At 61.5% G+C, this 22,154-nt stretch carries 23 protein-coding genes and 1 pseudogene; 4 read left to right on the top strand and 20 right to left on the bottom strand.

Features of this window, described 5'->3' with window-relative positions:
* Positions 1 to 61: 61 nt before the first annotated feature.
* Together grpE and dnaK are read right to left on the bottom strand one after the other, a co-directional pair.
* The gene (grpE, locus tag ATK06_RS04750) at positions 62 to 667 is read right to left on the bottom strand and encodes a nucleotide exchange factor GrpE (RefSeq protein WP_048380989.1); all 606 of its coding nucleotides are present in this window, start codon (positions 665 to 667) and stop codon (positions 62 to 64) included.
* Positions 667 to 2,508: a molecular chaperone DnaK gene (gene dnaK / locus ATK06_RS04745; protein ID WP_048380991.1), complete on the bottom strand. Its 1,842-nt coding sequence runs from the start codon at positions 2,506 to 2,508 to the stop codon at positions 667 to 669. The genes grpE and dnaK overlap by 1 nt, the downstream gene beginning before the upstream one ends.
* 226 nt (positions 2,509 to 2,734) lie before the next feature.
* On the opposite strand from dnaK, the gene ATK06_RS04740 reads away from it, so the two are divergent.
* Both ATK06_RS04740 and ATK06_RS04735 read left to right on the top strand, forming a co-directional pair.
* Positions 2,735 to 4,132, top strand: a complete 1,398-nt coding sequence (locus tag ATK06_RS04740) for an AI-2E family transporter (RefSeq protein ID WP_083986127.1) — start codon at positions 2,735 to 2,737, stop codon at positions 4,130 to 4,132.
* 136 nt (positions 4,133 to 4,268) lie between these two features.
* The gene (locus ATK06_RS04735; RefSeq protein ID WP_048380993.1) at positions 4,269 to 4,823 is read left to right on the top strand and encodes a type 1 glutamine amidotransferase domain-containing protein; all 555 of its coding nucleotides are present in this window, start codon (positions 4,269 to 4,271) and stop codon (positions 4,821 to 4,823) included.
* Positions 4,824 to 4,857: 34 nt separating this feature from the next.
* Here the strand turns inward: ATK06_RS04735 and ATK06_RS04730 are convergent, their stop codons facing one another.
* From ATK06_RS04730 to ATK06_RS04680, 11 genes are all read right to left on the bottom strand, one after another.
* Complete coding sequence (locus ATK06_RS04730) at positions 4,858 to 5,163, bottom strand: ArsR/SmtB family transcription factor (RefSeq protein ID WP_048380994.1); 306 nt, start codon at positions 5,161 to 5,163, stop codon at positions 4,858 to 4,860.
* A gap of 29 nt (positions 5,164 to 5,192) precedes the next feature.
* Positions 5,193 to 6,071 (bottom strand): urease accessory protein UreD, encoded by an 879-nt coding sequence (locus ATK06_RS04725; RefSeq protein WP_098388922.1) that lies wholly within the window; start codon positions 6,069 to 6,071, stop codon positions 5,193 to 5,195.
* A complete protein-coding gene (ureG, locus tag ATK06_RS04720) occupies positions 6,072 to 6,689 on the bottom strand; it encodes an urease accessory protein UreG (protein WP_098389398.1) in 618 nt (205 codons plus the stop codon).
* A gap of 22 nt (positions 6,690 to 6,711) precedes the next feature.
* Complete coding sequence (locus tag ATK06_RS04715; RefSeq protein ID WP_048380999.1) at positions 6,712 to 7,449, bottom strand: urease accessory protein UreF; 738 nt, start codon at positions 7,447 to 7,449, stop codon at positions 6,712 to 6,714.
* Entirely contained in the window at positions 7,430 to 7,906 is a 477-nt protein-coding gene (ureE, locus tag ATK06_RS04710; protein ID WP_048381002.1) for an urease accessory protein UreE, read from the bottom strand. Before ureE ends, ATK06_RS04715 begins: the two co-directional genes overlap by 20 nt.
* Before the next feature lie 105 nt (positions 7,907 to 8,011).
* Complete coding sequence (gene ureC, locus ATK06_RS04705) at positions 8,012 to 9,724, bottom strand: urease subunit alpha (protein WP_098388921.1); 1,713 nt, start codon at positions 9,722 to 9,724, stop codon at positions 8,012 to 8,014.
* 27 nt (positions 9,725 to 9,751) lie between these two features.
* On the bottom strand, positions 9,752 to 10,063 hold the full coding sequence (locus ATK06_RS04700) for an urease subunit beta (protein ID WP_048381007.1): 312 nt from the start codon (positions 10,061 to 10,063) through the stop codon (positions 9,752 to 9,754).
* 27 nt (positions 10,064 to 10,090) lie between these two features.
* A complete protein-coding gene (locus ATK06_RS04695) occupies positions 10,091 to 10,393 on the bottom strand; it encodes an urease subunit gamma (RefSeq protein ID WP_048381010.1) in 303 nt (100 codons plus the stop codon).
* 658 nt (positions 10,394 to 11,051) lie between these two features.
* On the bottom strand, positions 11,052 to 11,849 hold the full coding sequence (locus ATK06_RS04690) for an ABC transporter ATP-binding protein (protein ID WP_048381012.1): 798 nt from the start codon (positions 11,847 to 11,849) through the stop codon (positions 11,052 to 11,054).
* Positions 11,850 to 12,932, bottom strand: coding sequence for a FecCD family ABC transporter permease (locus tag ATK06_RS04685; protein ID WP_053072863.1), 1,083 nt, complete (start codon positions 12,930 to 12,932; stop codon positions 11,850 to 11,852). It abuts the gene before it with no gap.
* 6 nt (positions 12,933 to 12,938) lie between these two features.
* A complete protein-coding gene (locus ATK06_RS04680; RefSeq protein WP_048381014.1) occupies positions 12,939 to 13,931 on the bottom strand; it encodes an ABC transporter substrate-binding protein in 993 nt (330 codons plus the stop codon).
* Positions 13,932 to 14,119: 188 nt separating this feature from the next.
* Here ATK06_RS04680 and ATK06_RS04675 point away from each other — a divergent pair, with 188 nt between their 5' ends.
* Complete coding sequence (locus tag ATK06_RS04675) at positions 14,120 to 14,611, top strand: NAD(P)-binding protein (protein WP_048381016.1); 492 nt, start codon at positions 14,120 to 14,122, stop codon at positions 14,609 to 14,611.
* Positions 14,604 to 15,332, top strand: a complete 729-nt coding sequence (cobA, locus tag ATK06_RS04670) for a uroporphyrinogen-III C-methyltransferase (RefSeq protein WP_053072855.1) — start codon at positions 14,604 to 14,606, stop codon at positions 15,330 to 15,332. Before ATK06_RS04675 ends, cobA begins: the two co-directional genes overlap by 8 nt.
* A gap of 162 nt (positions 15,333 to 15,494) precedes the next feature.
* Here the strand turns inward: cobA and ATK06_RS04665 are convergent, their stop codons facing one another.
* The 7 genes and pseudogenes from ATK06_RS04665 to ATK06_RS04635 all read right to left on the bottom strand — a co-directional run bounded on the left by ATK06_RS04665 (position 15,495) and on the right by ATK06_RS04635 (position 21,829).
* The gene (locus ATK06_RS04665) at positions 15,495 to 16,391 is read right to left on the bottom strand and encodes a sulfite exporter TauE/SafE family protein (RefSeq protein ID WP_048381018.1); all 897 of its coding nucleotides are present in this window, start codon (positions 16,389 to 16,391) and stop codon (positions 15,495 to 15,497) included.
* Positions 16,355 to 17,014, bottom strand: coding sequence for a sirohydrochlorin chelatase (locus tag ATK06_RS04660; protein WP_048381020.1), 660 nt, complete (start codon positions 17,012 to 17,014; stop codon positions 16,355 to 16,357). Before ATK06_RS04660 ends, ATK06_RS04665 begins: the two co-directional genes overlap by 37 nt.
* Entirely contained in the window at positions 17,011 to 18,267 is a 1,257-nt protein-coding gene (locus ATK06_RS04655; RefSeq protein ID WP_048381021.1) for a sulfate adenylyltransferase subunit 1, read from the bottom strand. The genes ATK06_RS04660 and ATK06_RS04655 overlap by 4 nt, the downstream gene beginning before the upstream one ends.
* Positions 18,267 to 19,166, bottom strand: coding sequence for a sulfate adenylyltransferase subunit CysD (cysD, locus tag ATK06_RS04650; RefSeq protein ID WP_048381024.1), 900 nt, complete (start codon positions 19,164 to 19,166; stop codon positions 18,267 to 18,269). Before cysD ends, ATK06_RS04655 begins: the two co-directional genes overlap by 1 nt.
* Positions 19,163 to 19,930 carry a phosphoadenylyl-sulfate reductase gene (locus tag ATK06_RS04645; protein ID WP_048381026.1) on the bottom strand — a complete coding sequence of 256 codons (768 nt, stop codon included), beginning with the start codon at positions 19,928 to 19,930 and terminating at the stop codon, positions 19,163 to 19,165. Before ATK06_RS04645 ends, cysD begins: the two co-directional genes overlap by 4 nt.
* A complete protein-coding gene (locus ATK06_RS04640) occupies positions 19,927 to 20,166 on the bottom strand; it encodes a hypothetical protein (protein WP_048381028.1) in 240 nt (79 codons plus the stop codon). Before ATK06_RS04640 ends, ATK06_RS04645 begins: the two co-directional genes overlap by 4 nt.
* A pseudogene (locus ATK06_RS04635) lies at positions 20,163 to 21,829 on the bottom strand (nitrite/sulfite reductase). The gene ATK06_RS04640 and the pseudogene ATK06_RS04635 overlap by 4 nt, the downstream one beginning before the upstream one ends.
* Positions 21,830 to 22,154: the final 325 nt, after the last annotated feature.

The following is a 22,154-nucleotide window of genomic DNA, read 5'->3' as shown; positions in this document are numbered from 1 at the left end:
CGCCGGGCCCGTGAAGGGTCCGTCGGTGGCGGCGGTGCCGCCGTGTGAGTACGGGGGTGCTTTACGCGTTGTCCCCGTCTGCTGCGTCTTCTGCAGGCGCGTCGTCGATGACGACCATCGCGGTGCGGATCACTCGGTCGCCGATGCGGTAGCCACGGCGCAGGACCGTGCCGATCGCTTTGTCGTCGCCGGTGGAAATATCCTGGACGGCTTCGTGGATGTCGTGGTTGAATTCCTCGCCGGGTTCACCGAAGCCGGTGACTCCCAGGCCCGCGACGGTGGACTGGAGTTTTTCCGCGTAGGCCTTGAAGGGGCCTTCGAGGTCGCCGTGTTGTGCGGCGAGTTCCAGGTCGTCGAGGATGGGGAGGAGTTCTGCCACGACCGCTGCCTTTGCACCTTCGATTGCGGCGGTGCGCTCCCGGTCGGTGCGGCGGCGGTAGTTGGTGTATTCGGCTGTCAGCCTTTGCAGGTCCTCGGTGCGTTCGGCGAGGGCTGCTTCGGCTTCGGCTACGGGGTCGGTCACGGGGACTGCGTCAGGGTCAAGCTCGTTGCCTTCGACGACGGCCTCTTCTTCCGGTTCCAGTTCGGGTCCCGGTGCTGCTGTGGCCTCCTCGTCGGTGACCTCAGGAGCACCCGGATCGTCGGGCATCTCGTGAGGGGTAGTCACTACTTGTCACCGTCCTTGGTGTCGTCTTCGTCAACGACCTCTGCGTCGACTACGTCGTCGCCATCGGCCTGGCCAGCTTCCGTGGTGCCCTGGTTAGCTGCGGCTTCGTAGATAGCCTTGCCCATTTCCTGGGACTCGGTTGCCAGCTTCTCGACGGCTGCCTTAATAGCATCCAGGTCCTCGCCCTTGAGAGCTTCCTCGACGCCCTTTGCGGCCTCTTCAACCTTATCCTTGACGTCCTGGGAGATCTTGTCCTCGTTCTCCTTCAGGGCGTTGCGGGTCTGGTAGACCAGGGACTCTGCAGAGTTGCGGGTCTCCTGCTCTTCGCGGCGCTTCTTGTCCTCTTCGGCGTGAGCCTCAGCATCCTTGACCATGCGGTCAATCTCCTCCTGGGAGAGGCCGGAACCATCCTGGATGGTGATGGTGTTTTCCTTGCCGGTGCCCTTGTCCTTCGCGGTCACGTGGACGATGCCGTTAGCGTCGATGTCGAAGGTGACCTCGATCTGTGGGACGCCACGTGGTGCCGGAGCGATGCCGCCAAGTTCGAAGGAGCCGAGCAGCTTGTTAGCTGCTGCCATCTCACGCTCGCCCTGGAAGACCTGGATCTGGACGGAAGGCTGGTTGTCTTCTGCCGTGGTGAAGGTCTCCGAACGCTTGGTTGGGATGGTGGTGTTGCGCTCGATGAGCTTGGTCATCACGCCGCCCTTGGTCTCGATGCCGAGAGAAAGCGGGGTGACGTCGAGAAGCAGAACATCCTTGACCTCGCCGCGGAGAACACCTGCCTGCAGGGCTGCACCCACTGCAACGACCTCGTCAGGGTTGACACCCTTGTTTGCGTCCTTGCCGCCGGTCAGTTCCTTGATCAGCTCGGAGACTGCTGGCATACGGGTGGAGCCACCGACCAGAACAACCTGGTCAATGTCGCCGATCTTCATGTCAGCGTCAGCCAGTACCTGGTTGAACGGCTTCTTGGTGCGATCCAGCAGGTCCTGGGTGATCTTCTGGAACTCGGAACGGGTCAGGGTCTCATCCAAGAACAGTGGGTTCTTGTCTGCGTCGACGGTGATGTACGGCAGGTTGATGGAGGTCTGCTGGGAAGCGGACAGCTCAATCTTTGCCTTCTCTGCTGCCTCACGCAGACGCTGCAGGGCCATCTTGTCCTTGGTCAGGTCGATGCCGTTCTGGTTCTTGAACTTCTCGACGAGCCAGTCAACAATACGCTGATCCCAGTCATCGCCACCGAGCTGGTTGTCACCGGCGGTTGCCAGGACTTCCACGACGCCGTCGCCAATCTCCAGCAGGGAGACGTCGAACGTACCGCCACCAAGGTCGAAGACCAGGATGGTCTGCTCTTCATCATTCTTCTCCAGGCCGTAAGCCAGAGCCGCGGCGGTTGGCTCGTTGACGATGCGCAGGACGTTCAGGCCTGCGATCTGGCCAGCTTCCTTGGTTGCCTGACGCTGTGCGTCCTCGAAGTATGCAGGGACGGTAATAACTGCGTCGGTGACATCCTCACCCAGGTAAGCCTCTGCGTCGCGCTTCAGCTTCTGCAGGATACGTGCGGAAATTTCCTGCGGGGTGTACTTCTTGTCATCTACCTCAACGGTCCAGTCAGTACCGATGTGGCGCTTGACGGAGCTAATGGTGCGGTCGACGTTGGTGACCGCCTGGTTCTTTGCCGGCTGGCCAACAAGGACCTCGCCGCCATTCTTTGCAAACGCTACGACCGAAGGCGTGGTGCGGGAGCCTTCAGCGTTAGCGATAACGGTGGGCTCACCACCTTCGAGTACGGAAACAACAGAGTTTGTTGTACCTAAGTCAATGCCTACTGCGCGTGCCATAGTAAATATTCCTCCTGATTGTTAAGCTTTTCATCTTAAGTTAAGTGCGGGTGACTCAACTTCTAGTGAGCCACTGTAGCACAGCCCTTGAGCCTGTGCCACTCAACCTCACACCCAGTACAACGAACAAGCCCCAAAGTTATTCCCACCCGACTCAACTTTCTTTGTCTGGGCGTAGTCTGACATTAGATGACACCAAAAACACCAGCGTGTAGGGTTATCACTCATGAGCAGCAAGGATAAAGACAGCTCACCGGACGCTTTCGGACAACATTCCGAAGACATCACCCGGCGTGCTGAAACCACCGCCCCACAAGATGACATCAGCGCCGAGGCCCGCGAAGCTTTCGCCGAGGAACTCCCCGCCGCCATCGAAGAAAACGCAGGCGAAGACCCACACCTCGACGACGATTCCATCACCGACCGCTCCATCATCCTCGGTCGCGACGGTGCCACGATCGCGCGGTGGGCACTGCGGTTTATCATCATCGTCGTGGCCGGCTGGATTCTCTGGCAGGGCATGGGCATCATTTGGGCAGGCATCCTGCCCGCAATTCTGGCCCTCCTCATTAGTACGGTCCTGTGGCCGCCCGTGAAATTCATGCGCGGCAATAAGGTTCCTCCGGCTCTGGCCACCATCATCGGGATGGTCGGCGCCATGGGCATCGTTGGCGGAATCATCGCCGCGATTGCGCCGTCGATTTCTGATCAAATTCCGCAACTTGCCAACCGCGCCCGCGAAGGCCTCAACCGTCTGCTGGAGTGGATCCAGGGTCCACCACTGAACTTGGAGTTGGGCGAGCTGGAAAAAGAGATCGACAACCTGATCAACACCGCCACCGACTTCCTCCAGAACAATTCCCAGAACATTGCCTCCGGCGTGTTCAGCGGCGTTTCCATCGCCACCTCTTTCCTCACCACCGCCGCGATTACGCTGGTTCTCACTTTCTTCTTCCTCAAGGACGGCGTGCGCTTCCTACCGTGGCTGCGTTCCTACACCGGTGGCAACATCGGCTGGCACCTCACCGAGGTCCTGACCCGCACGTGGAACACCTTGTGCGGCTTCATCCGCACCCAGGCGATCGTGTCTTTCGTTGACGCCTTCTTCATCGGCCTGGGCCTCATCGTTCTGGACGTCCCGCTGGCGCTGGCGCTGGCTGTGATCACGTTCTTCGGTGGCTTCATCCCAATCATCGGTGCATTCACCGCCGGTGCCTTGGCCGTGGTGGTGGCACTGGTGACCAACGGCGTGACCAATGCGCTGTTGGTCTTGGCGCTGATCCTGATCGTCCAGCAGATCGAGGGCAACGTGCTACAGCCGATGCTGCAGTCCAAGGCCATGAACCTCCACGCCGCAATCGTGCTGCTCGCGGTGACGGTAGGCGGCGGCCTCTTCGGCATTCTGGGCGCCTTCCTGGCGGTCCCGGTTGCTGCGTCCATCGCGGTGTGGGTGCGTTACCACTCCGAGATGGTGGCGTTGCGCGCCGGCGAGATCACCATCGAAGACATCGAAATTGCCACGTCAAAGGGTGAAACGATGACACCGTCGGAGGCATTCACCGCGGTCAAGGACAACATCGTCCACATGGCCAAGAAGATCACTCCAGGCAAATCTGCAGACTAAACCGCTTCACGACGTCCCTCCGGCCGCCCGGCCGGGGGGAATTTTTATATCCGCCCAGCGCACACCGGTTTCCCTTGAAAGGTATTCCCAACGCCGTTACCGTGGGGTCATATCAACAAAACGAAAGGATGTATTTATGACTTACGATCTTTCCGGCAAGACCGTCGCTGTTATTTCCACCGACCAGTTCGAGGATTCCGAGCTGCAGAGCCCAGCTCAGGCGGTCAAGGATGCGGGCGCTAACGTCGTGGTCCTGGCCCCTGAGGCTGGCTCCATTACCGGCAAGAAGGGCGCAGAAGTTGCAGTCGACCAGACCACGGCCGACGCGCTAGCCGCCGGCACGACTTTCGACGGCATCCTCATCCCGGGCGGCACGAGCAATTCCGACCAGATCCGTATGGATGAGGCAGCCGTCGAGATTGTGAAGAAGCACAACGAGGCAGGCATGCCCATCGCCGCTATTTGCCACGGCCCATGGCTGCTCATTGAGGCAGAGGCCGTTCGCGATAAGAACGTTACGTCCTACCCTTCCCTGCGCACCGACCTGGTGAACGCAGGCGCGAAATGGGAGGATTCCGAGGTCGTCTGCGACAAGGGCCTGGTCACCTCGCGTACGCCTCGCGACCTTGAGGCTTTCAACGCCAAGTTCGTTGAGGAACTCGCCGAGGGGTCACACAAGGACCGCCGCTAAATAGCAAAAAGAAATGGCCCCGAGGGGCCATTTTTTAATGCTCGTGATCGGCGTGGTGGAAACCAACGTGGTGCAAAATCCGGTGCACACTGTCATCTTCAAGCGTGTAGCGGACCTCGCGGCCGTCACGCTTACTACTGACAACACCGGAGTGTTCCATGGCACGCAGCGCGGCAGAGGCCGTGGCCACGCGCACGCCGGTTAATTCCGCAAGCTGGGTGACGGTGGTGTTTCCGGCACCACGGTCGTGAAGGACAGCCATCAGACGCAGGCGAGTTGAGTCACCCATGAGTTTGAACACGCGGGACCATTCGTCTGCTTTATCCAAAATTTCGTCCATGGTTACCTATCCTAGTGAAAAATATCGGTCTAGTACTTGCGCAGGTTGATCGGGCCTTGGCCCCGGAACTCACCGCGCAGGTAATCTGCGACCACCAACAGCAGCTTATACAGGTCCTCCGTTAACGTACCCAGGGCACGCACGGCCAACGCCCCACCCTGGGTGCGCGTAATCGAGGCGCGCGTTGGGGTGGAACCCTCGTACTCGTTAAGCATGCGGCGCAGGGTGTCCACGTGCTCGTCGTTAAGCTGCGGGTCGTATGCCAGCAGCGTCGCGACGTGCGTGAAGCCTTCCAGGATGACCATCTGGTCGGTGTGGAAGCGCTCGCCCTTCGGTTCTACGTAGAGGTTGTCGATGACCTGCAGTTTCCCGTCGATGAAGAGGCGGGTGTGCAGGCGGGCCTCGTCGTAGAGGAAGGACCCACCCTTCGGGTCCCAGCCCGGCGTGATGATCTCCGCGGTGAGGAAGCTGGATTGCGAATCCAGGTGCGCTTCCGTGAACTGGCGGTAGCGGGAATCACGGTACAAAATCAGCTGGTCAGGAATGTACTCGAAGACGGAATTCGGTGCCATCTTCACGGTCATCACCTGGGCGCAGTAATCGTCCGGGGTCCGGTACACCTTCGTGGCACCCTGGCCGGTGAGCAGCAGCGAACCGCCCTCCTCCACGGTGATGTCGAGGGTGTAATCGTCGCCGCCCAAGTAGCCACCACCGGGGATGATCAGCGTGTAGTACACCTGACCCGACTTGTCCAGGTAGTGGGCGCGCATGAGCTTCATGGAACCCTGGTGGAACTGGTGGGTTGCCACCGACTTGCCCGCGCGCGGAGCGATGGTCAGCTCCAGCTCACCGATAGGATTGCGCGGCACGTACGGCTGGTTCCCCACAATTTTTGGGAAGTCAGGCATTTACTTCTCCGCGAGGTCGGTCATGAGGACATCCTTGCGGATCCACTCCAGGACGGCATCCAGGCCCTCATCGGTCTTCAGGTTGGTGAACGCGAATGGCTTGTCGTGGCGGAAGTTCTTGGAATCAGACTCCATGACGGACAGGTCAGCGCCCACGTACGGTGCCAGGTCCGTCTTGTTGATCACGAACATGTCAGCCTTGATCATGCCCTGGCCAGCCTTGCGTGGAATCTTCTCACCCTGGGCGACGTCGATGATGTAGATAGAGAAGTCTACGAGCTCTGGGGAGAACGTTGCGGACAGGTTGTCGCCGCCGGACTCGATGAAGACGACGTCCAGGTCGGGGTGGCGCTTGAGCAGCTCTTCGTAGGCGGCGTCGTTCATGGACGTGTCCTCACGAATTGCGGTGTGTGGGCAGCCGCCGGTCTCGACGCCGATGATGCGGTCCTCAGGCAGGATGCCTTCGCGTGCCAGAATCTTGGCGTCCTCGGTGGTGTAGATGTCGTTGGTAATTGCGGCCATGGAGAATTCATCGCCGAATGCGCGGGTAATACGCTCAATGATCTGGGTTTTGCCGGAACCGACAGGGCCGCCGACACCAATCTTGATAGTCATAATAAAACTCCTTTGTTGTGATTTTTTAGGACATGAACATGCGGGCGTGCAGGCCCTCGTGGGCCATCTGCGCCAGCTCGATGCCTGGCGACGCCGCGCCCAAGTCCAGTTCCGTGAGCTCCATAGTATGCGCCGCAGCCTCCCGAATCGCAGGGTAGGAAGCGGTGAGCACGCGCTGTCCCGCATCTTGGCCTAGCGGGATGCCGCGGATAGCGTTCTGGGTCATGGAGGTGGCCTGCTGCATGAGGAACGCGCGCACCGTCGTCAGCACGTCGGCGCCGGCAGAGCCCAGAGCCAGGCCGAAGACGATCGCGGGGTTGCCGTGGAAGCGGTCGTCGTTCAGGCCTTCCTGGTAGAACTCCACGAGGGGCTCGCCGGGGAGCACGATCGCGGCAATCTTGGACATGCGCTTGCCCATCGACGCCATCGACGCGCGCACCTGCTTCGGCACGATCGCTGCGGCAGCCATCTGGTCGAGCAGCTCAATCTGGGCGTAGGCTTCCTCGGCGTGGCCTTCAGCGGCGCGGGCAATCTCGCAGGCGAAGCGGGCGATCAGGCCCTCGTTTGCGGACAGCTCGCGAATGTAGCCGTTGAGCCACTCCGAGTAGGTGTCCGGATCTGTGACCACGTCACGCTGCAGGTACATCTCCATACCTGCGGAGTGCGCGAAGGAGCCCGTCGGAAGTGCGGAGTCGGTGAGGTGCCAGACCACGAGCTCCAGGTCTGGGGCCGTACCGCCGGGCTTAGTGGGAGTGTTCTGCATGGCGGAAAGCCTTTGGCATGACGCGGTCTTCGCGGCTGTACTCGGTGCCAGCGTGGTCGAGGAAGTGCTCGACGGTGTGGTCGTACTGGACGACCATGACTGGCTGGCCGTATTCACTATCGGCGTCGAAGAACTGGGCCTGCAGGTGGCGGTTGCCCAGACCGTGTGCGACGGTACCCATTTCGTAGATGGACTTCGGCTTGATCACGATGACGTCGGTAGGCAGGGCCTTGACCGTGATGATCGTGTCTTCATCCTGGTAGAGGATGTCGCCGTCGTAGAGTTCGCGGAAATCTTCGCCGAGGCGCAGCCCGATTTCGCGGCCCGCGGTGGTGGTGCCGCGCTGGATGCGCTTGGTGAGGTCCAGGTTCGGCAACTCGTAGAATTCCTGGTTTTTACCTTCTACGTCTGCTGCGGGCAGATCTTTAATGTTGCCCTGGATTTCTGTGATAAGCATGTTTCCTCCTCAAATGAGGGTTTAATAAAAGAAAGGAAGGTATCCGCATTCAATGATACGGATACCTTCCAAATTATTCAAGTAGGTACTTGAATTTTCCTCTTCTTAGAACAGGAAGTAACGCTGAGCCATTGGCAGCTCGGTAGCAACCTCGGAGGTTACCTTCTCGCCGTCAACCTTAACCTCGCAGGTCTCTGGGTCGACCTCGATGTTCGGGGTAGCGTCGTTGAGCTTCATGTCCTTCTTGGTGATGTCACGCATACCGTGAGCCTCGACGACCTTACGATCCAGGCCGAGCTCTTCTGCCAGGTTGTTCTCAATAGCAACGGTAGGCAGGAAGGTCACAGCGGTCTCGCGTGCCGACGGAGCCAGGCCACCGAACTGGTAGCGCATGGTGCGTGGCTGCGGGGTCGGGATGGAGCCGTTGGAGTCACCCATGTTCGCACGGGTGATCATGCCAGCCTTGATGACCATCTTTGGCTTCACTGCGAAGAATGCTGGATCCCACAGGACCAGGTCAGCCATCTTGCCAACCTCGATGGAGCCGACGGTGTCGGCGATACCATGAGCGATAGCTGGGTTGATGGTGAACTTCGCGATGTAGCGCTTGACGCGGTTGTTATCTGCCTCGCCGTCGCCCTCGAGCGGTCCACGCTGCTGCTTCATGCGGTGCGCAACCTGGAAGGTACGGGTGACAACCTCGCCGACGCGGCCCATTGCCTGGGAGTCAGAGGAGGTGATGGACAGGATGCCCATGTCGTGCAGGACGTCCTCTGCCGCGATGGTCTCGCCACGGACGCGGGAGTCTGCGAATGCAACGTCCTCCGGCAGGTCCGGGTTGAGGTGGTGGCACACCATAATCATGTCGAGGTGCTCCTCGAGCGTGTTACGGGTGTACGGCAGGGTTGGGTTGGTGGACGCAGGCAGAACGTTGTTCAGGCCAGCAACCTTCACGATGTCTGGAGCGTGGCCACCGCCAGCACCCTCGGTGTGGAAGGTGTGGATGACGCGGTCCTTGAACGCTGCAATGGTGTCGTCAGCGAAGCCGCCCTCGTTCAGGGTGTCAGTGTGGATCGCGATCTGGATGTCCATCTCGTCAGCGACGGTCAGGGCAACGTCGATAGCGTTCGGGGTGGAAGCCCAGTCCTCGTGAATCTTCAGGCCGATAGCACCTGCGCGGATCTGCTCCTCCAGCGGAGCCTTCTCTGCAGCGTGACCCTTGCCCAGGAAGCCAAGGTTGATTGGCAGGTCCTGGGTTGCCTTGAGCATGCGGTGCAGGTTGTACGCACCAGGGGTGATGGTGGTTGCACAGGTTGCGTCCGATGGGCCGAAACCGCCACCGATGAAGGTGGTCACACCGTTGTCCAGAGCGGTCGGAACCTGGTCTGGGGAGATGAAGTGGATGTGGGTGTCGATGCCACCAGCGGTCAGGATGAGGTGCTCACCAGCGATAACTTCGGTGTTCACGCCGACAACGATGTCCACGTTGTCCTGGGTGTCTGGGTTACCAGCCTTGCCGATAGCAGAGATGTAACCATCACGGATTGCAACGTCGGCCTTGTAAATGCCGGTGTAGTCCATGACGATGACGTTAATAATGACAAGGTCAGGAACCTCAGAGCCCTCACGGGTAAAGCGACCGTTCTGGCCCATGCCATCACGGATAACCTTGCCACCACCGAAGGACACTTCTTCACCGTAGGTGGTGTAGTCCTTCTCGATTTCGATAATAAGATCAGTGTCAGCCAGGCGGACACGGTCACCCGTGGTGGGGCCGTAGATTTCCGCGTATTGCTGGCGAGTCAGTTTGTTAGACATATAACGGCTCTCCTTTGTTTATCTGTATTACTTGTCCAGAGGACCGTTGACTTTGCCGTTGAAGCCGTGAACCTCACGGTTTCCGCCGTAGTCGATCAGGTCCACGCTGCGGGAGTCGCCTGGCTCGAGGCGAACTGCGGTACCAGCTGGAATATCCAGACGCTTGCCGCGTGCTGCTTCGCGATCAAACTCGAGAGCGAAGTTCGCTTCTGCGAAGTGGAAGTGGGAACCAACCTGAACTGGGCGGTCACCGGTGTTGGTCACCTGCAAGGTGATAGCTTCCTTGCCCTCGTTCAGAGTGATGTCGCCTTCTTGGATGAAGTACTCTCCAGGAGTCATAGTTCTGGACGCCTTTCGTAAACGTGTTTAGCGAATTGGGTTGTGGACGGTAACCAACTTGGTGCCGTCGGGGAACGTAGCCTCGACCTGGATGTCCGGAATCATCTCCGGAATGCCTTCCATAACGTCATCGCGAGAAAGAACCTGAGTACCCAGGGTCATCAGCTCTGCCACGGTCTTGCCGTCGCGAGCACCCTCGAGAACCTCAGCGGTAATCAGGGCGATTGCCTCTGGGTGATTCAACTTGACGCCGCGCTCCTTGCGACGACGAGCAAGATCTGCGGCAACGACGATGAGCAGCTTTTCTTGCTCACGGTTTGTCAGGTGCATGACTCTCCTTCGATTGTTATTTCGACCCGTTAGAGCCTAAGGCGCGAAAGTGTCGCATTCATTGTTTTTCAGCACTACAACGGCACCCTGCCACCAGCGATAGCTCCTACTGCCGACGTGGTCCCCTACCGGGGGCGGAGTACACCGCACAGGATAACCATTGCCTGCAGTACGAAAACTCTGTGTAGTTATAGAGTTGCCTGCCTCGGATTTCCCCTTAGATAAATAAGGAGTACCGCCCGGAAGCGTGCACGGTTGCCCTATGCAAGACCAGCCCGCACGTAGGCGCGCAGAACGGTCCTGCGTTTCAACCTCGACGCCACCATAGCACAATAAAACTGCAGGTCACGGCTATCTTTTAAGGGCCACCGCATCTATCAATCAATCAAAAATCGCCCCAAAACGTTCAAATAGACGCTTTAACGCACAATTCCTGGCTACCCTACACTGCACATACAAGCGTTCAATTGATAATACTTTAGGGCCACGTGCGGTGGTACGCGTGTAATTTATAGCTTTCTCCATTGCAGAAAACCGCAGGAAAGAAAAAATTTAAGCGCCCCGGACCAATTACCCGAAATCACCCCCGAAAGGGGGCAACTGCGTGAGTGCAGCTGCCCCCACGTGCCACCCGAACCCCACCCGTCACGCACAAGCGCTACACCGAACGCCCCCACTCGGCCTCTGGTGGATGCACAAGCAACGCCCGCGCACCCGTATCCGCCGCATAGATTTCGCCGTTCACCCGGAAATTCTGGGCAATGGTCTCCGGCGTCAAAGCCTCACGGACCGTGCCGAAGGCCACCAGATTGCCAGAATTCATGACGGCAACTTTGTCAGCCACGTGCGCTGCCAGGCCCAAATCATGCAGCACGACGACGATCGCGCTAGCGTGCGTCGACGCAATGTGGCGCAACAGGGACGCCAACTGCATCTGGTGCTCGATATCCAGGTGGTTCGTTGGCTCGTCGAGAAGCACTACCGACGATTCCTGCGCCAACGTGCGTGCAATCGACGTCCGCTGACGCTGACCGCCCGACAACTCCGACCAGCGATGATTGCGGTAGTCCGTCATATTGACGTGCGCCAAGGAATGTGAAACGCGGGCGTCGTCGTCTGGCTTGCCGCGCCCGAAAAGCCCGCGGCCGGCGGTCACGCCGAGGCGAACGATCTCGGCGACGGTCAAATCTACGTCCATCTCCGCCATCTGCGGGGCATACGACAAGGCGCGCACCTTTTCACGGCGCGACATGGAGGAGGAGGCGTGGCCGTCGATAAGCACCTCACCCGTCGAGTGGCCCAAGCCCACAATCGACTTCAACAGCGAGGACTTGCCACACCCATTCGGGCCGACCAACGCAACAATTTCACCGGGGTTCGCCCGGAAAGACACGTTCTTTACGGCGTTGAAGTCGCCGTATGCGACGCTGACGTCGCGAACTTCCAACGTAGCCATTTACGCAGCCCTCCCCTTCGCGCGCTGCCCGCGACGCAAAATAACGAAGAACACCGGCACACCAATCAGCGCCGTGATCACACCGACTGGAAGTTCCTGGGCGTCGAACAGGATGCGGGCGACGGCGTCGGCAAGCACCAAAAGAATGCCACCCACCAGCGCCGCCAGCGGAATCACGTGGCGATGCGCCGACCCCACCAGCATGCGCACCGCATGCGGCACGATCAGGCCGACGAAGCCGATCGCACCGACAGCCGCCACCGTCGACGCGGTGAGCAAAGCGACGATAACCAGCACCGCGGCGCGCGTCCACACCACCGGCACGCCCATGGACTCGGCGGTGTCGTCGCCCAGGCTTAAGACGTCGAGGTAGCGCGACAGCGCCCACAGAATGATGACCGCAACAGCACACACGGGCGCCGTCAACGCCAGCTGATCCCACCGCGACGTACCCAGCGCACCCAGCAACCACGCGGTGATGGACTGGATGGCGTCCGCGTCACCCTTGGCAAACATGAGCATATACATGATGGCCTGGGAAAACTGGCCCACCAGCACACCAGTGAGGACCACCCGGGCCGACTGGAAACCACTGCCACGCAGCAGGATCATGAGCAGCCCAAAAGCGGCGAGCCCGCCGATCATCGCGCCACCGGTGACACCAATCGCGCCACTGATCCCCAGGACGATGACCGCCACTGCACCCACCGACGAACCGCCCGAAATGCCCAGCAGGTACGGTTCAGCCAGCGCGTTTCGCGTGACCGTCTGCAGGCAGGCACCCGCCACCGCGAGTGCTGCGCCCACCACAATCGCCATGAGGATGCGCGGAATACGCAACTCCAGGAGAATCGACTGGCGCAGAAGACTCGGCGCCTCGTACCCGCCGAGCCCGAACGTTCCCAGCACCTCCGGCACCGTCAGGCTGGCAGTACCCATAAATACGGACGCAACAGCAATGACAATCAGTGCAAGTATGCCTACGACCCAGGCCACGGCAATGCGCCACGTACTAATACGTGGCGCATCGTTATCGGAGCCCGCACGCGTCTCTGCTTCTTCAGCAGGATGTGTGTGCTGCATGCTCATTTAGAACTTCTTCAGACCTTCACCGATAACCTGCAGCGGCTCAATCGCGCGTGCCGACGGCGACAGCCCCACACCCGGAACAATGATGAAGCGCTCGTTGATCACAGCGTCCATGTTCTTGGTCGCAGGGTTTTCCTTGAGCATGGCGATCTTCTCTTCAGCCTTGTCACCTGGCGCGCCGCGACCTGGGAGGTCCGTGATCATGATGATCTCTGGGTCCTTGTCTGCGAACGCTTCCCAGCTAATCGACGGCCAGTCCTCTTCAATATCGCTGAATACGTTCTTGGTGTTGGTGATTTCTCCGATCGTCTCGGTGATCGGGAAGTTACCCGCAACATACGGGGCACCCTCGTAAACGGAGTACAGGTAGGCCACGCGCTGGCCCTTGCCGGTGGATTCCGCCTTAGAAACCTGCTCACGCTGGAAGTCGATGAGCTTCTTGGCTTCTTCTTCACGGCCGAGGAGCGTGCCTAGCTGCTCGTAGTCCTTCTCGAGGGTGTCGTAGGCGTTCGCGTCTGGGTCCTGGCATTCCAGGTTGGTGTACCACGCGCCGACGCCCAGCTTGGCGTTTTCTTCGCGGGTGCCGGAGGTGTCGGCGTCGTAGACCAGGCTGAACGGGCTGACGATGAGGTCCGCGTCAACGCCGCGGATCTGCTCTGCTGTAGGGATCTTGTCGGAGAGAACCGGCAGGTCCTTCGCGTCTTCGGCGGTCTTGTCCCAGTATGCGTCCTTGGTGTGGCCAACGCCGGCCAGCTGGTCCTTCGCCCCGAGGGCGAGGACGGTTTCAGTTGCTCCCTGCTCGGTGGTGACCACGCGCTGGGCTGGACCCTGGATTTCGACGGTGAAGCCGCAGTTTTCTACCGCGATGGTTTCCTTGTTCGCGGAGCTTGCCGCGGTGGTGTCGGTGTTTGCGGTGGTGTCGCTGCTGGAGCAGCCGGTCAGGGCTAGGGCTGCGGCCAGGCCGGTCGCGACGAGAGCGAGAGTGCGTTTCATGGGTTTCTCCTACGGGTACTTTCGTATTACTTATTCAATCTTTTCCCAGACTATTCAGACAATACTCCATAAGTCAATTTTGCATTTGAATATAGTTTTATTCATTCAGCACCTGCAGATATACAGACCTGTCTAGCAGTTTCATACCGAGCGGTCTACATTGTGGGAAAGACTACGAAGGAGGAAACATGACGCACACCCGCATCCACGTCGCCGTCGTCGGCGCCGGCGCGGCCGGCCTACACGCAGCCCAACTACTCACCACAGCAGGTCGCGGCATGTGCGTTGACCTCTACGACAAGCTCCCCTGCCCACACGCACTCCTGCAACACGCAACCGGCGCAGGAACGCTCCGCTTCGTCGGCAATATCACCGTCGGGCGCGACGTCGCACTTGCCCAGCTCAACCGCACCTACGACGCCGTGATCAGCACCGTCAGCGAGCTGCACTCACCATACGGGCACCCCACCGACATCCTGTACGACGCCTTCACCGGCCGACTACGCCCCAGCGCCGAAGAACGCGGGCTGCACCCCGCCACCTTCCCCGACGAACTCAAAGCAGCGGGTCTTCCCATCACCGTGTGGCAAGCCCCGTCGCAGACCACCGCGCCACTGGAAACCCTCGAGCAGTGGACCTACGCCCTCTACCAAGCAGAACAGGTGCCTATCTGTGACTAAACACGCATACCTCATCGGCGGCGGACCTGGCGCGACGGACCTCATCACCGTGCGCGGCTTGCGCGCGCTTCAGGCTGCCGACGTCATCCTGGTAGACCACTTAGCCCCCGACGTCACAGAACTCCTCGGCCCGGATTCACGGGCCGAGGTTATTGACGTCTCCAAACTGCCCTACGGCAAACAGGTGGCCCAGGAAAAGATCAACGAACTCATCGTGACGCATGCGCTCGCCGGGCGCACCGTCGCGCGGCTGAAAGGCGGCGATCCCTACGTGTTTGGGCGCGGTTACGAAGAACTGCAGGCGTGCCGGGAAGCCGGCGTGCCGTGCTCCGTCATACCGGGCGTCACCAGTGCCTTTGCGGTTCCAGCAGCAGCCGGTGTCCCCGTCACACATCGGGGCGCCACACACGCCGTGACTGTCGTATCCGGACACCTCCCCCCGGGGCATCCGAAAAGCTTGGTCGACTGGGCCGCACTGGCGCACTCTGGCGCCACGCTGTCCGTGATCATGGGCGTGAAGAACGCCCCGGCGATCGCCAGCGCGCTCCTCGAGGCCGGGAAGCCGGCCACCACCCCTGCGGTAGTGATCCAAGAGGGCACGCTATCTGGCCAGCGGATCTTTGCCACCACCCTGGCGGAGCTGGGCCATACGATCATCTCACACGAGGTGCACGCCCCGGCGGTCTACGTCATCGGGGAGGTCGCGGGCCTCACCACCTAGAGCGCGAACGCTGAAGGCCCTGCCGAACACGCAACGTTCGGCAGGGCCTTCGGCGTTGGCGGAAACCTGCATAATTATCGCCCACGGTTAATATCCCAGGTCGCGCGCCTCCACGGGGAAGCCAGCGACCTGGGATATTAAGGCTAGCTCTTAAGCACAGCGCTAAACCAAGGAATCACTGACAAGCGACGGTTCCCGTGCCGGGCTGGTCTCGGCAACGATGCGCAACCGGGAGCGCTTATAGGACGTCACGGCCAAGACCACGCCGATGACCAGGACCGCCACCACGGCTACCGCGGCGTACTGCCCGCCGATCAGGCGCGGAATGTTCAGCGCCACGATCAGCGACCCCACGAAACTCCCCAAAGCGGCCGGGTTAATACGGCTGACCAGCCACGCCGCTATCGGCGCGGCGATACAGCCACCGACGAGCAGAGCCAGTACCGCCGGTAAGTGGTCGAGGAGTTCGTCCCACAGCCCGGCGACGAACCCGAGCGTCGCGGCGAGCGCCACGATGCATTCCGCCGTGTTCACCGTGCCGATGACTTTGCGCGGCTCCAGCTTCCCCAGGCCCAGCAGCGTGGACGTGGTCACCGGGCCCCAGCCGCCGCCACCGGAGGCGTCGATAAAGCCCCCGAAGAGCCCCAACCCGGCCAGAAACGGGGTGGAGTGGCTGCGCCCGGACGGCCGGCGGGGCCGCAGGAATCGGACCATCAGGCACAGCCCGATACCGATCAGGATGGCGGACATCCACGGCTTGGCGGCCGAGGCATCCACGTTGCTGAGCAGCGTCGCCCCGGTGAAGGCACCGATCCCGCCGGGGATCGCTAGGCGCGCCACCACTTTCCATTCCACGTTGCCCAATTTCCAGTGCGAGGCCCCGGAGACCGCAGTGGTCCCCAGTTCGGCGACGTGCACGATCGCGGACGCCGCCGCCGGGGTCACACCGGCGAGCGTGATGAGCATTGTTGTGGACGTCACGCCGAAACCCATGCCGAGTCCACCGTCGACAAGCTGGGCCGCTAGGCCGGCAATACTAATGAAGAAGAGCGTAACCATGCCCCCACCTCCGTAAAATAGCGGTCAGCCACGACCTGTGCGAGCGCCTCCCCCAACGGCGGGGCAACATGCGTCCCGGGCACGTGGCGGGCTTTGTCCAAGAGCAGGCCATCCGTAACAAACAGCGGGACCACATGAGCGGGCCCCTCCAAGCGGGGGCTGCGGGTAGCGAACGCCACCTCCCAGCCCAGGCTGCGCGCCAGGCCCGTCACGGCCGCGTTGGCCGGCTCGTGCGAGGAGCCCACCGCGTACAACACGGTGCGCTTACCCGCCGGGGCCTGCTTCTCCAGGACGGCGGAGATGTCGGGGCCGGTGCCCAGGCCGCCGGCGATGCGCAGGCTGATGCCGGTCTCATCCTGAGCGCGCGCCACCGCCGCGGGCACATCCCAGGTGGAGTGGTAGGCCTCCGTAAACAGCAGGGGCACCACGACAGCCCGGTGGTGCCCTGCGGCAACCAGGTCGGCTGCCACTTCGCTTAACGACGGCCGCGCCAACTCCAAATTCGCCGCCCCCACAGCATCCGCGTCCAACCCCGCCGCCTGGCCTGCCGCGCGCGCCACAGCGTGAGTCGAGGCGCCGGGGTGGCGTGAGCCGTGCGCCAAGGTAATTAATGCGATCGTCATTCCTGCACCTCCGCGATGGTGACCAGGCCGGCGGCAAGCGTGTTGCCGGAGGAGGCGTCGATAAGCAACAGTGAGCCCACCGCTCCCCGGGCCTGGTACTTTTCCACCGGCAGTGGCTGGGCGAGCTGGACGGTGGCCTCGGTGATGTCGTTGAGTTCGATCGGCTGAGTGGGCTGCACACGGGCCTTGACCAGCGCGGTTCCGTAGCGGACCTTGACGATCGCGTTCGGCGGGATCGCCTGCTGCGTCAGACCCACGAAGTGCGCACGCAGGCGCGTCGCATCGGCGGGGCGGCGCACGGCGAGCAGGTCGCCGCGGGTGAGGTCGATGTCGTCCGCGAGACGCAGCACCACAGAATCACCGGTGCGGGCCTCCTGCTGTGGGCCATCAGTGCCGTCGATTGCGGTGACCGTGGTGGTGCCGTGCGGGGTGTCCACGGTATCGCCCACCTCAATCGCCCCAGCTTTCACCCGGCCCGCGTAGCCGCGGTAGTCCAGGGCGTGTTCGCGGATGACGTACTGGATGGGGAACCGGAAATCCAGGTCGTCGGCGCGGCCGCGGTTCACCTCGATGGTTTCCAACAATTCCAGGACCGTGGGGCCGGTGTACCAGTCCATCGCCGAACTCGGGTGGGCCACATTATCACCGTGGAGGGCTGAAATCGGCACCGCGTGCGGTTCGGCGATGCCGGCCTCGCGCGCAGCCGCCGTGAACTCGGCCTCGATCTGGGAGAACACTTCCCTGGAGTAATCAACCAGGTCAATCTTGTTCACCGCCAGCACCACAGTCTTCACGCCCAACAGGCCCGCGACCGTGAGGTGGCGGCGCGTCTGCTCCACCACGCCGTGGCGGGCATCAACGAGCAAGACCACCACCTGGGAGGTGGAAATACCGGTAACCGTGTTGCGCGTATACTGCACGTGACCTGGGGTATCGGCCAAAATAAAGGAACGCTTCGGGGTCGAGAAATAGCGGTACGCCACATCGATCGTGATGCCCTGCTCGCGTTCGGCGCGCAGCCCGTCGACGAGCAGCGACAAATCCAGGCCCTGGAAACCACGCCGCGCGGAAGCCGCCGTGACCTGCTCTAACGTGTCCGCCAGCACGGACTTCGTGTCGTGGAGCAGCCTGCCGACGAACGTGGACTTGCCGTCGTCGACAGACCCGGCGGTGCACAGCCTTAAGGTTTCGCGGCCGGCCAACGCGGCGGCGGCGGCGATTGCATCGCCGCCAGGGGTCAGAGGGGTAGTCATCAGAAGTAGCCTTCCTTCTTGCGGTCTTCCATTGCGGATTCGCTGAGCCGGTCATCGGCCCGGGTGGCGCCGCGTTCGGTGATGGTGGAGGTCGCGATCTCGGCGATCACGTCAGCTGTGGTGGCGGCCGTGGATTCCACAGCCCCGGTGCACGACATGTCGCCGACGGTGCGGTACCGCACTGTCTTGGTCACCAGTTCCTCCCCGGCGCGCGGCCCGCCCCACTGCCCGGGCGCAAGCCACATGCCGTCGCGGTTGAACACTTCGCGTTGGTGGGCGTAGTAGATGGGCGGGAGTTCGATGCCCCGGGCTGCGATGTACTCCCAAATGTCCAGTTCCGTCCAGTTGGAGATGGGGAAGACGCGGATGTTTTCGCCGGGTAGGTGGCCTGCGTTGTAGAGGTCCCACAGTTCGGGTCGTTGGCGGCGGGGGTCCCAGCCGCCGAAGGAGTCGCGGACGGAGAAGATGCGTTCTTTGGCGCGGGCGCGGTCTTCGTCGCGGCGGGCTCCGCCGAGGACGGCGTCGTAGCCGCGGTTGGCGATGGTTTCTACCAGCGGCACGGTTTGCAGGGGGTTGCGTGTGCCGTCGGGGCGTTCGTGGAGTGCGCCGGAGTCGATCCAGTCTTGTACTTTGGCCACGTGGAGGCGCACGCCGTCGCGGGCTGCGAGCTGGTCGCGGAAGTCGATCACTTCCGGGAAGTTGTGGCCGGTGTCCACGTGGATGAGCTCAAACGGCACCGCGGCGGGTGCGAAGGCGCGGCGGGCGAGTTCGTAGACCACGACGGAGTCTTTGCCCCCGGAGAAGAGCAGGCCGACGGTGTCGCATTGGCCGGCGACTTCGCGCAGGATGTGGAGGGATTCGTTTTCTAGGTCGCGTAGGTGTGGGGATAGTGAGTTCATGTGTGCAGTCCGCATTCTGTTTTGGCTTGTCCTGCCCAGCGTCCGGAGCGCGGGTCGGCCCCGGGGGCTACGGGTGCGGTGCAGGTGGCGCACCCGATGGAGGGATACCCTTGGCTGGTCAGGGAGTGTTCGATGAGGCCGTGTTCGGCGATGTAGGCGTCGGTGTCTTCCAGCGTCCAGGTCACCAGGGGGGAGATCTTGAGGCGCCCGGCCGCGTCGATGCTTATCGACGGCACCTTCGCCCTGGTTGGCCCGTCGTCCCTGCGGACTCCGGTCACCCACCCGGCGAATTCGGCGAGTGCCTGGCCTAAGGGTTCGACTTTGCGCATTCGGCAACAGGCCGTGGGGTTGCTGCGGTAGAGGCTGGGTCCATAGGTGGCGTCTTGTTCGGCGCGGCTGAGCACCGGCCGGATGGTCAGGAGGCGCCCGGGGTACCGCGTGTCCACGGCGTCGGCGACGTCGAGCGTTTCCTGGAAGTGATATCCGGTGTCCAGGAACAGGAATTTCGCGTCCGGGAGGTATTCGTGGCCCAGGTGTGCCAGGACGGTGTTCTCCATGGACAAGGTGATGGCCAGCGGTCCGGGCGCGTGTTCGTGCGCCCAGGTGAGGATGTCTTCGGCGGGGGCGTCGAAAAGCGTGTCAGCCCACTGCTCTACCAGCTGCTTGTTGCGGGCGGCGGTGGCAGTGTCAAGGGGCCGTGGCGGTTCCTGCGCGGGGGACACGTCCGGGTCCTGGTAGGTGGCGGTATTGAGAAAGTTGATCACAGTGTGACCCCGTGTTTCGCTAGCGAATTTTTCAGGGCCTGGCTGGTTGACCGCGCCGGCGCGGGCCGGTGTGGCGGATCGTCCTGGCCGTGGTACTGCACCGATACGATGCGCAGGCAGTCGCCGCACTTCCAGGCAAAGTCCGTTTCCTCATTCGGGGTCAGGTCCTCGCTGGCGCAATACGGGCAGTACAAGGGATGGTTGCGGTTCGGGTTCGGGGGGCGGCGGAAACTCATTGCAGGTCCTCCTCGGCGGCGCGTTGTACCCAGTGTTGGAACGTTTCGCCCTCTTCGCGCTGCTGCGTGAAGTGGGTGACCACGCGGGTGACGTAGTCGGCGACGTCATCGGCGAACACCTTGTGGCCTTTGAGTTTGCGGCCAAAGTTGGGATTCAGGCTCATGGAACCGCCTAGGTGTACTTGGAAGCCTTCGCGTCGGGTGCCGTCGGCGTCGGTAAGCGTCTGCCCCTTGAAGCCGATGTCGGCGACCTGGGTGCGGGCGCACGAGTTCGGGCAACCGTTCAGCGCGATTAAGATCGGCACGTCAACCTCGCCGAGGCGGTCCTCGAGGATGTCGACCAGCTCAATCGCCCGTGACTTCGTGGTCGTGTGCGCCAGCTTGCAGAACTCCATGCCCGTGCAGGACAGGATGTTGCGCCGCCATTCACTCGGCCGCGAGTACAGGCCCACCTCGTCGAGGGCTTTCTGCAGCGCAGCAACGTTGCCGTGGTCGACGTCGAGGAAAAGCAGTTCCTTGTAAGGCGTGGTCCGCAGCTTCTCGACGCCAAACTGACGCGCAATATCCGCGATCGCCACCAACTGCTCGCCCGTGGAATGCCCCACGGTTGGCTTCACGCCCACATAAAACTTGCCGTTGCGCTGGCGATGTACCCCGATGTGGTCGCGGTACCCGGTGTTGGTTTCGTTGTGGGGGCCGTCGAGAAGCGGACGCCCCAGGTATTCTTCCTCCAGCACGCTCCGGAATTTTTCGATTCCCCACTCCTTGACCAGGAACTTCAGGCGTGCCCGGTTGCGCAGGCGGCGGAAACCGTAATCGCGGAAGATGCTGAGCACGCCGGCCCACACCTCCGGGACCTCCTCAAGTGGGATCCAGGCGCCCAGGCTATGGCCGAGCATCGGATTGGTGGACAGGCCGCCACCGACGAAGCACTCGAAGCCCGGGCCGTGCTCCGGGTGAACGGATCCGATGAAGGCCAAGTCCTGAATTTCGTGGGTGACGTCCTGGCGGGCGTTGCCGGAGATGGCGGACTTAAATTTGCGGGGCAGGTTATGGAACTGCGGGTCGAAGAGATACTTTTCTTTGATCGCTTCGATGGCGGGGTGGCGTCGATGATTTCGTCGGCGGCCACTCCCGCGACCGGGGACCCCAAGATAACGCGGGGCACATCGCCGCAGCCCAACAGCGGGGAAAGGCCCACGGCGTCTAGCTTGTCGAAGATTGCCGGGATGTCTTCGATGCGCAGCCAGTGCAGCTGAATGTTCTGCCGGTCCGTAAAGTCCGCGGTCGAGCGGGCATACTCGCGGGAAATTTCGCCCACCACCCGCAGCTGCTCCGGGGTGACGCGGCCGCCGTCGAAGCGCACGCGCATCATGAAGTACTGGTCCTGCAGAACCGCATTGTCCTGGCCAGTGAATTCGGTGCCTAAATCTTGGCGGCGTTGGGTATAAATTCCCAGCCACTTAAAACGTGGCGCGAGGTCATCCGCCGGGATCGATGCAAAACCCTGCTTGGAATAAATGTTGACGATCCGGTCATAAACCTGGAGGACTTCCTGCTCCTGCTTGACCTCTTCGTCGTGGTTAAGGGGGGTGCGCCCATCTACTTTCCACTGGCCGTCGGACTTCTTGGCCCGCGGGCGGCGCCGGGTGGTTACTGCCATGGTCTACTCCTGTGCGTGGTGCGAGTTCGTTGCACACATTCAAGTAGACGGACCGGTTCACGGCAAGTAGACCGTTCGGTTCGATTGATAGCATTTAGCCAGTTCAAGGCCATACCTGCTGGTCTAATTTTCATTCACCGGACGCTGGACATGAATGTAAATAGCAGCTTTGGGTTGTGCCCGCCGGCACACCTATTGGCCTAAAGTTTTATAAGCGATATCACATTGTGGCCGGACCGGGCAGACGATACTCTTGCGCAGCAAGGCAAGCCTCACCTTAAATATTTCGCGCGGGGCTTGCCAGGACACTCCCACTTGCTTCATC

Origin of the sequence: Corynebacterium renale (assembly GCF_002563965.1) — a bacterium.
In the GTDB taxonomy this organism is placed as follows: Bacteria; Actinomycetota; Actinomycetes; order Mycobacteriales; family Mycobacteriaceae; genus Corynebacterium; species Corynebacterium renale.
This window is presented reverse-complemented; position numbering and strand designations above follow the sequence as displayed.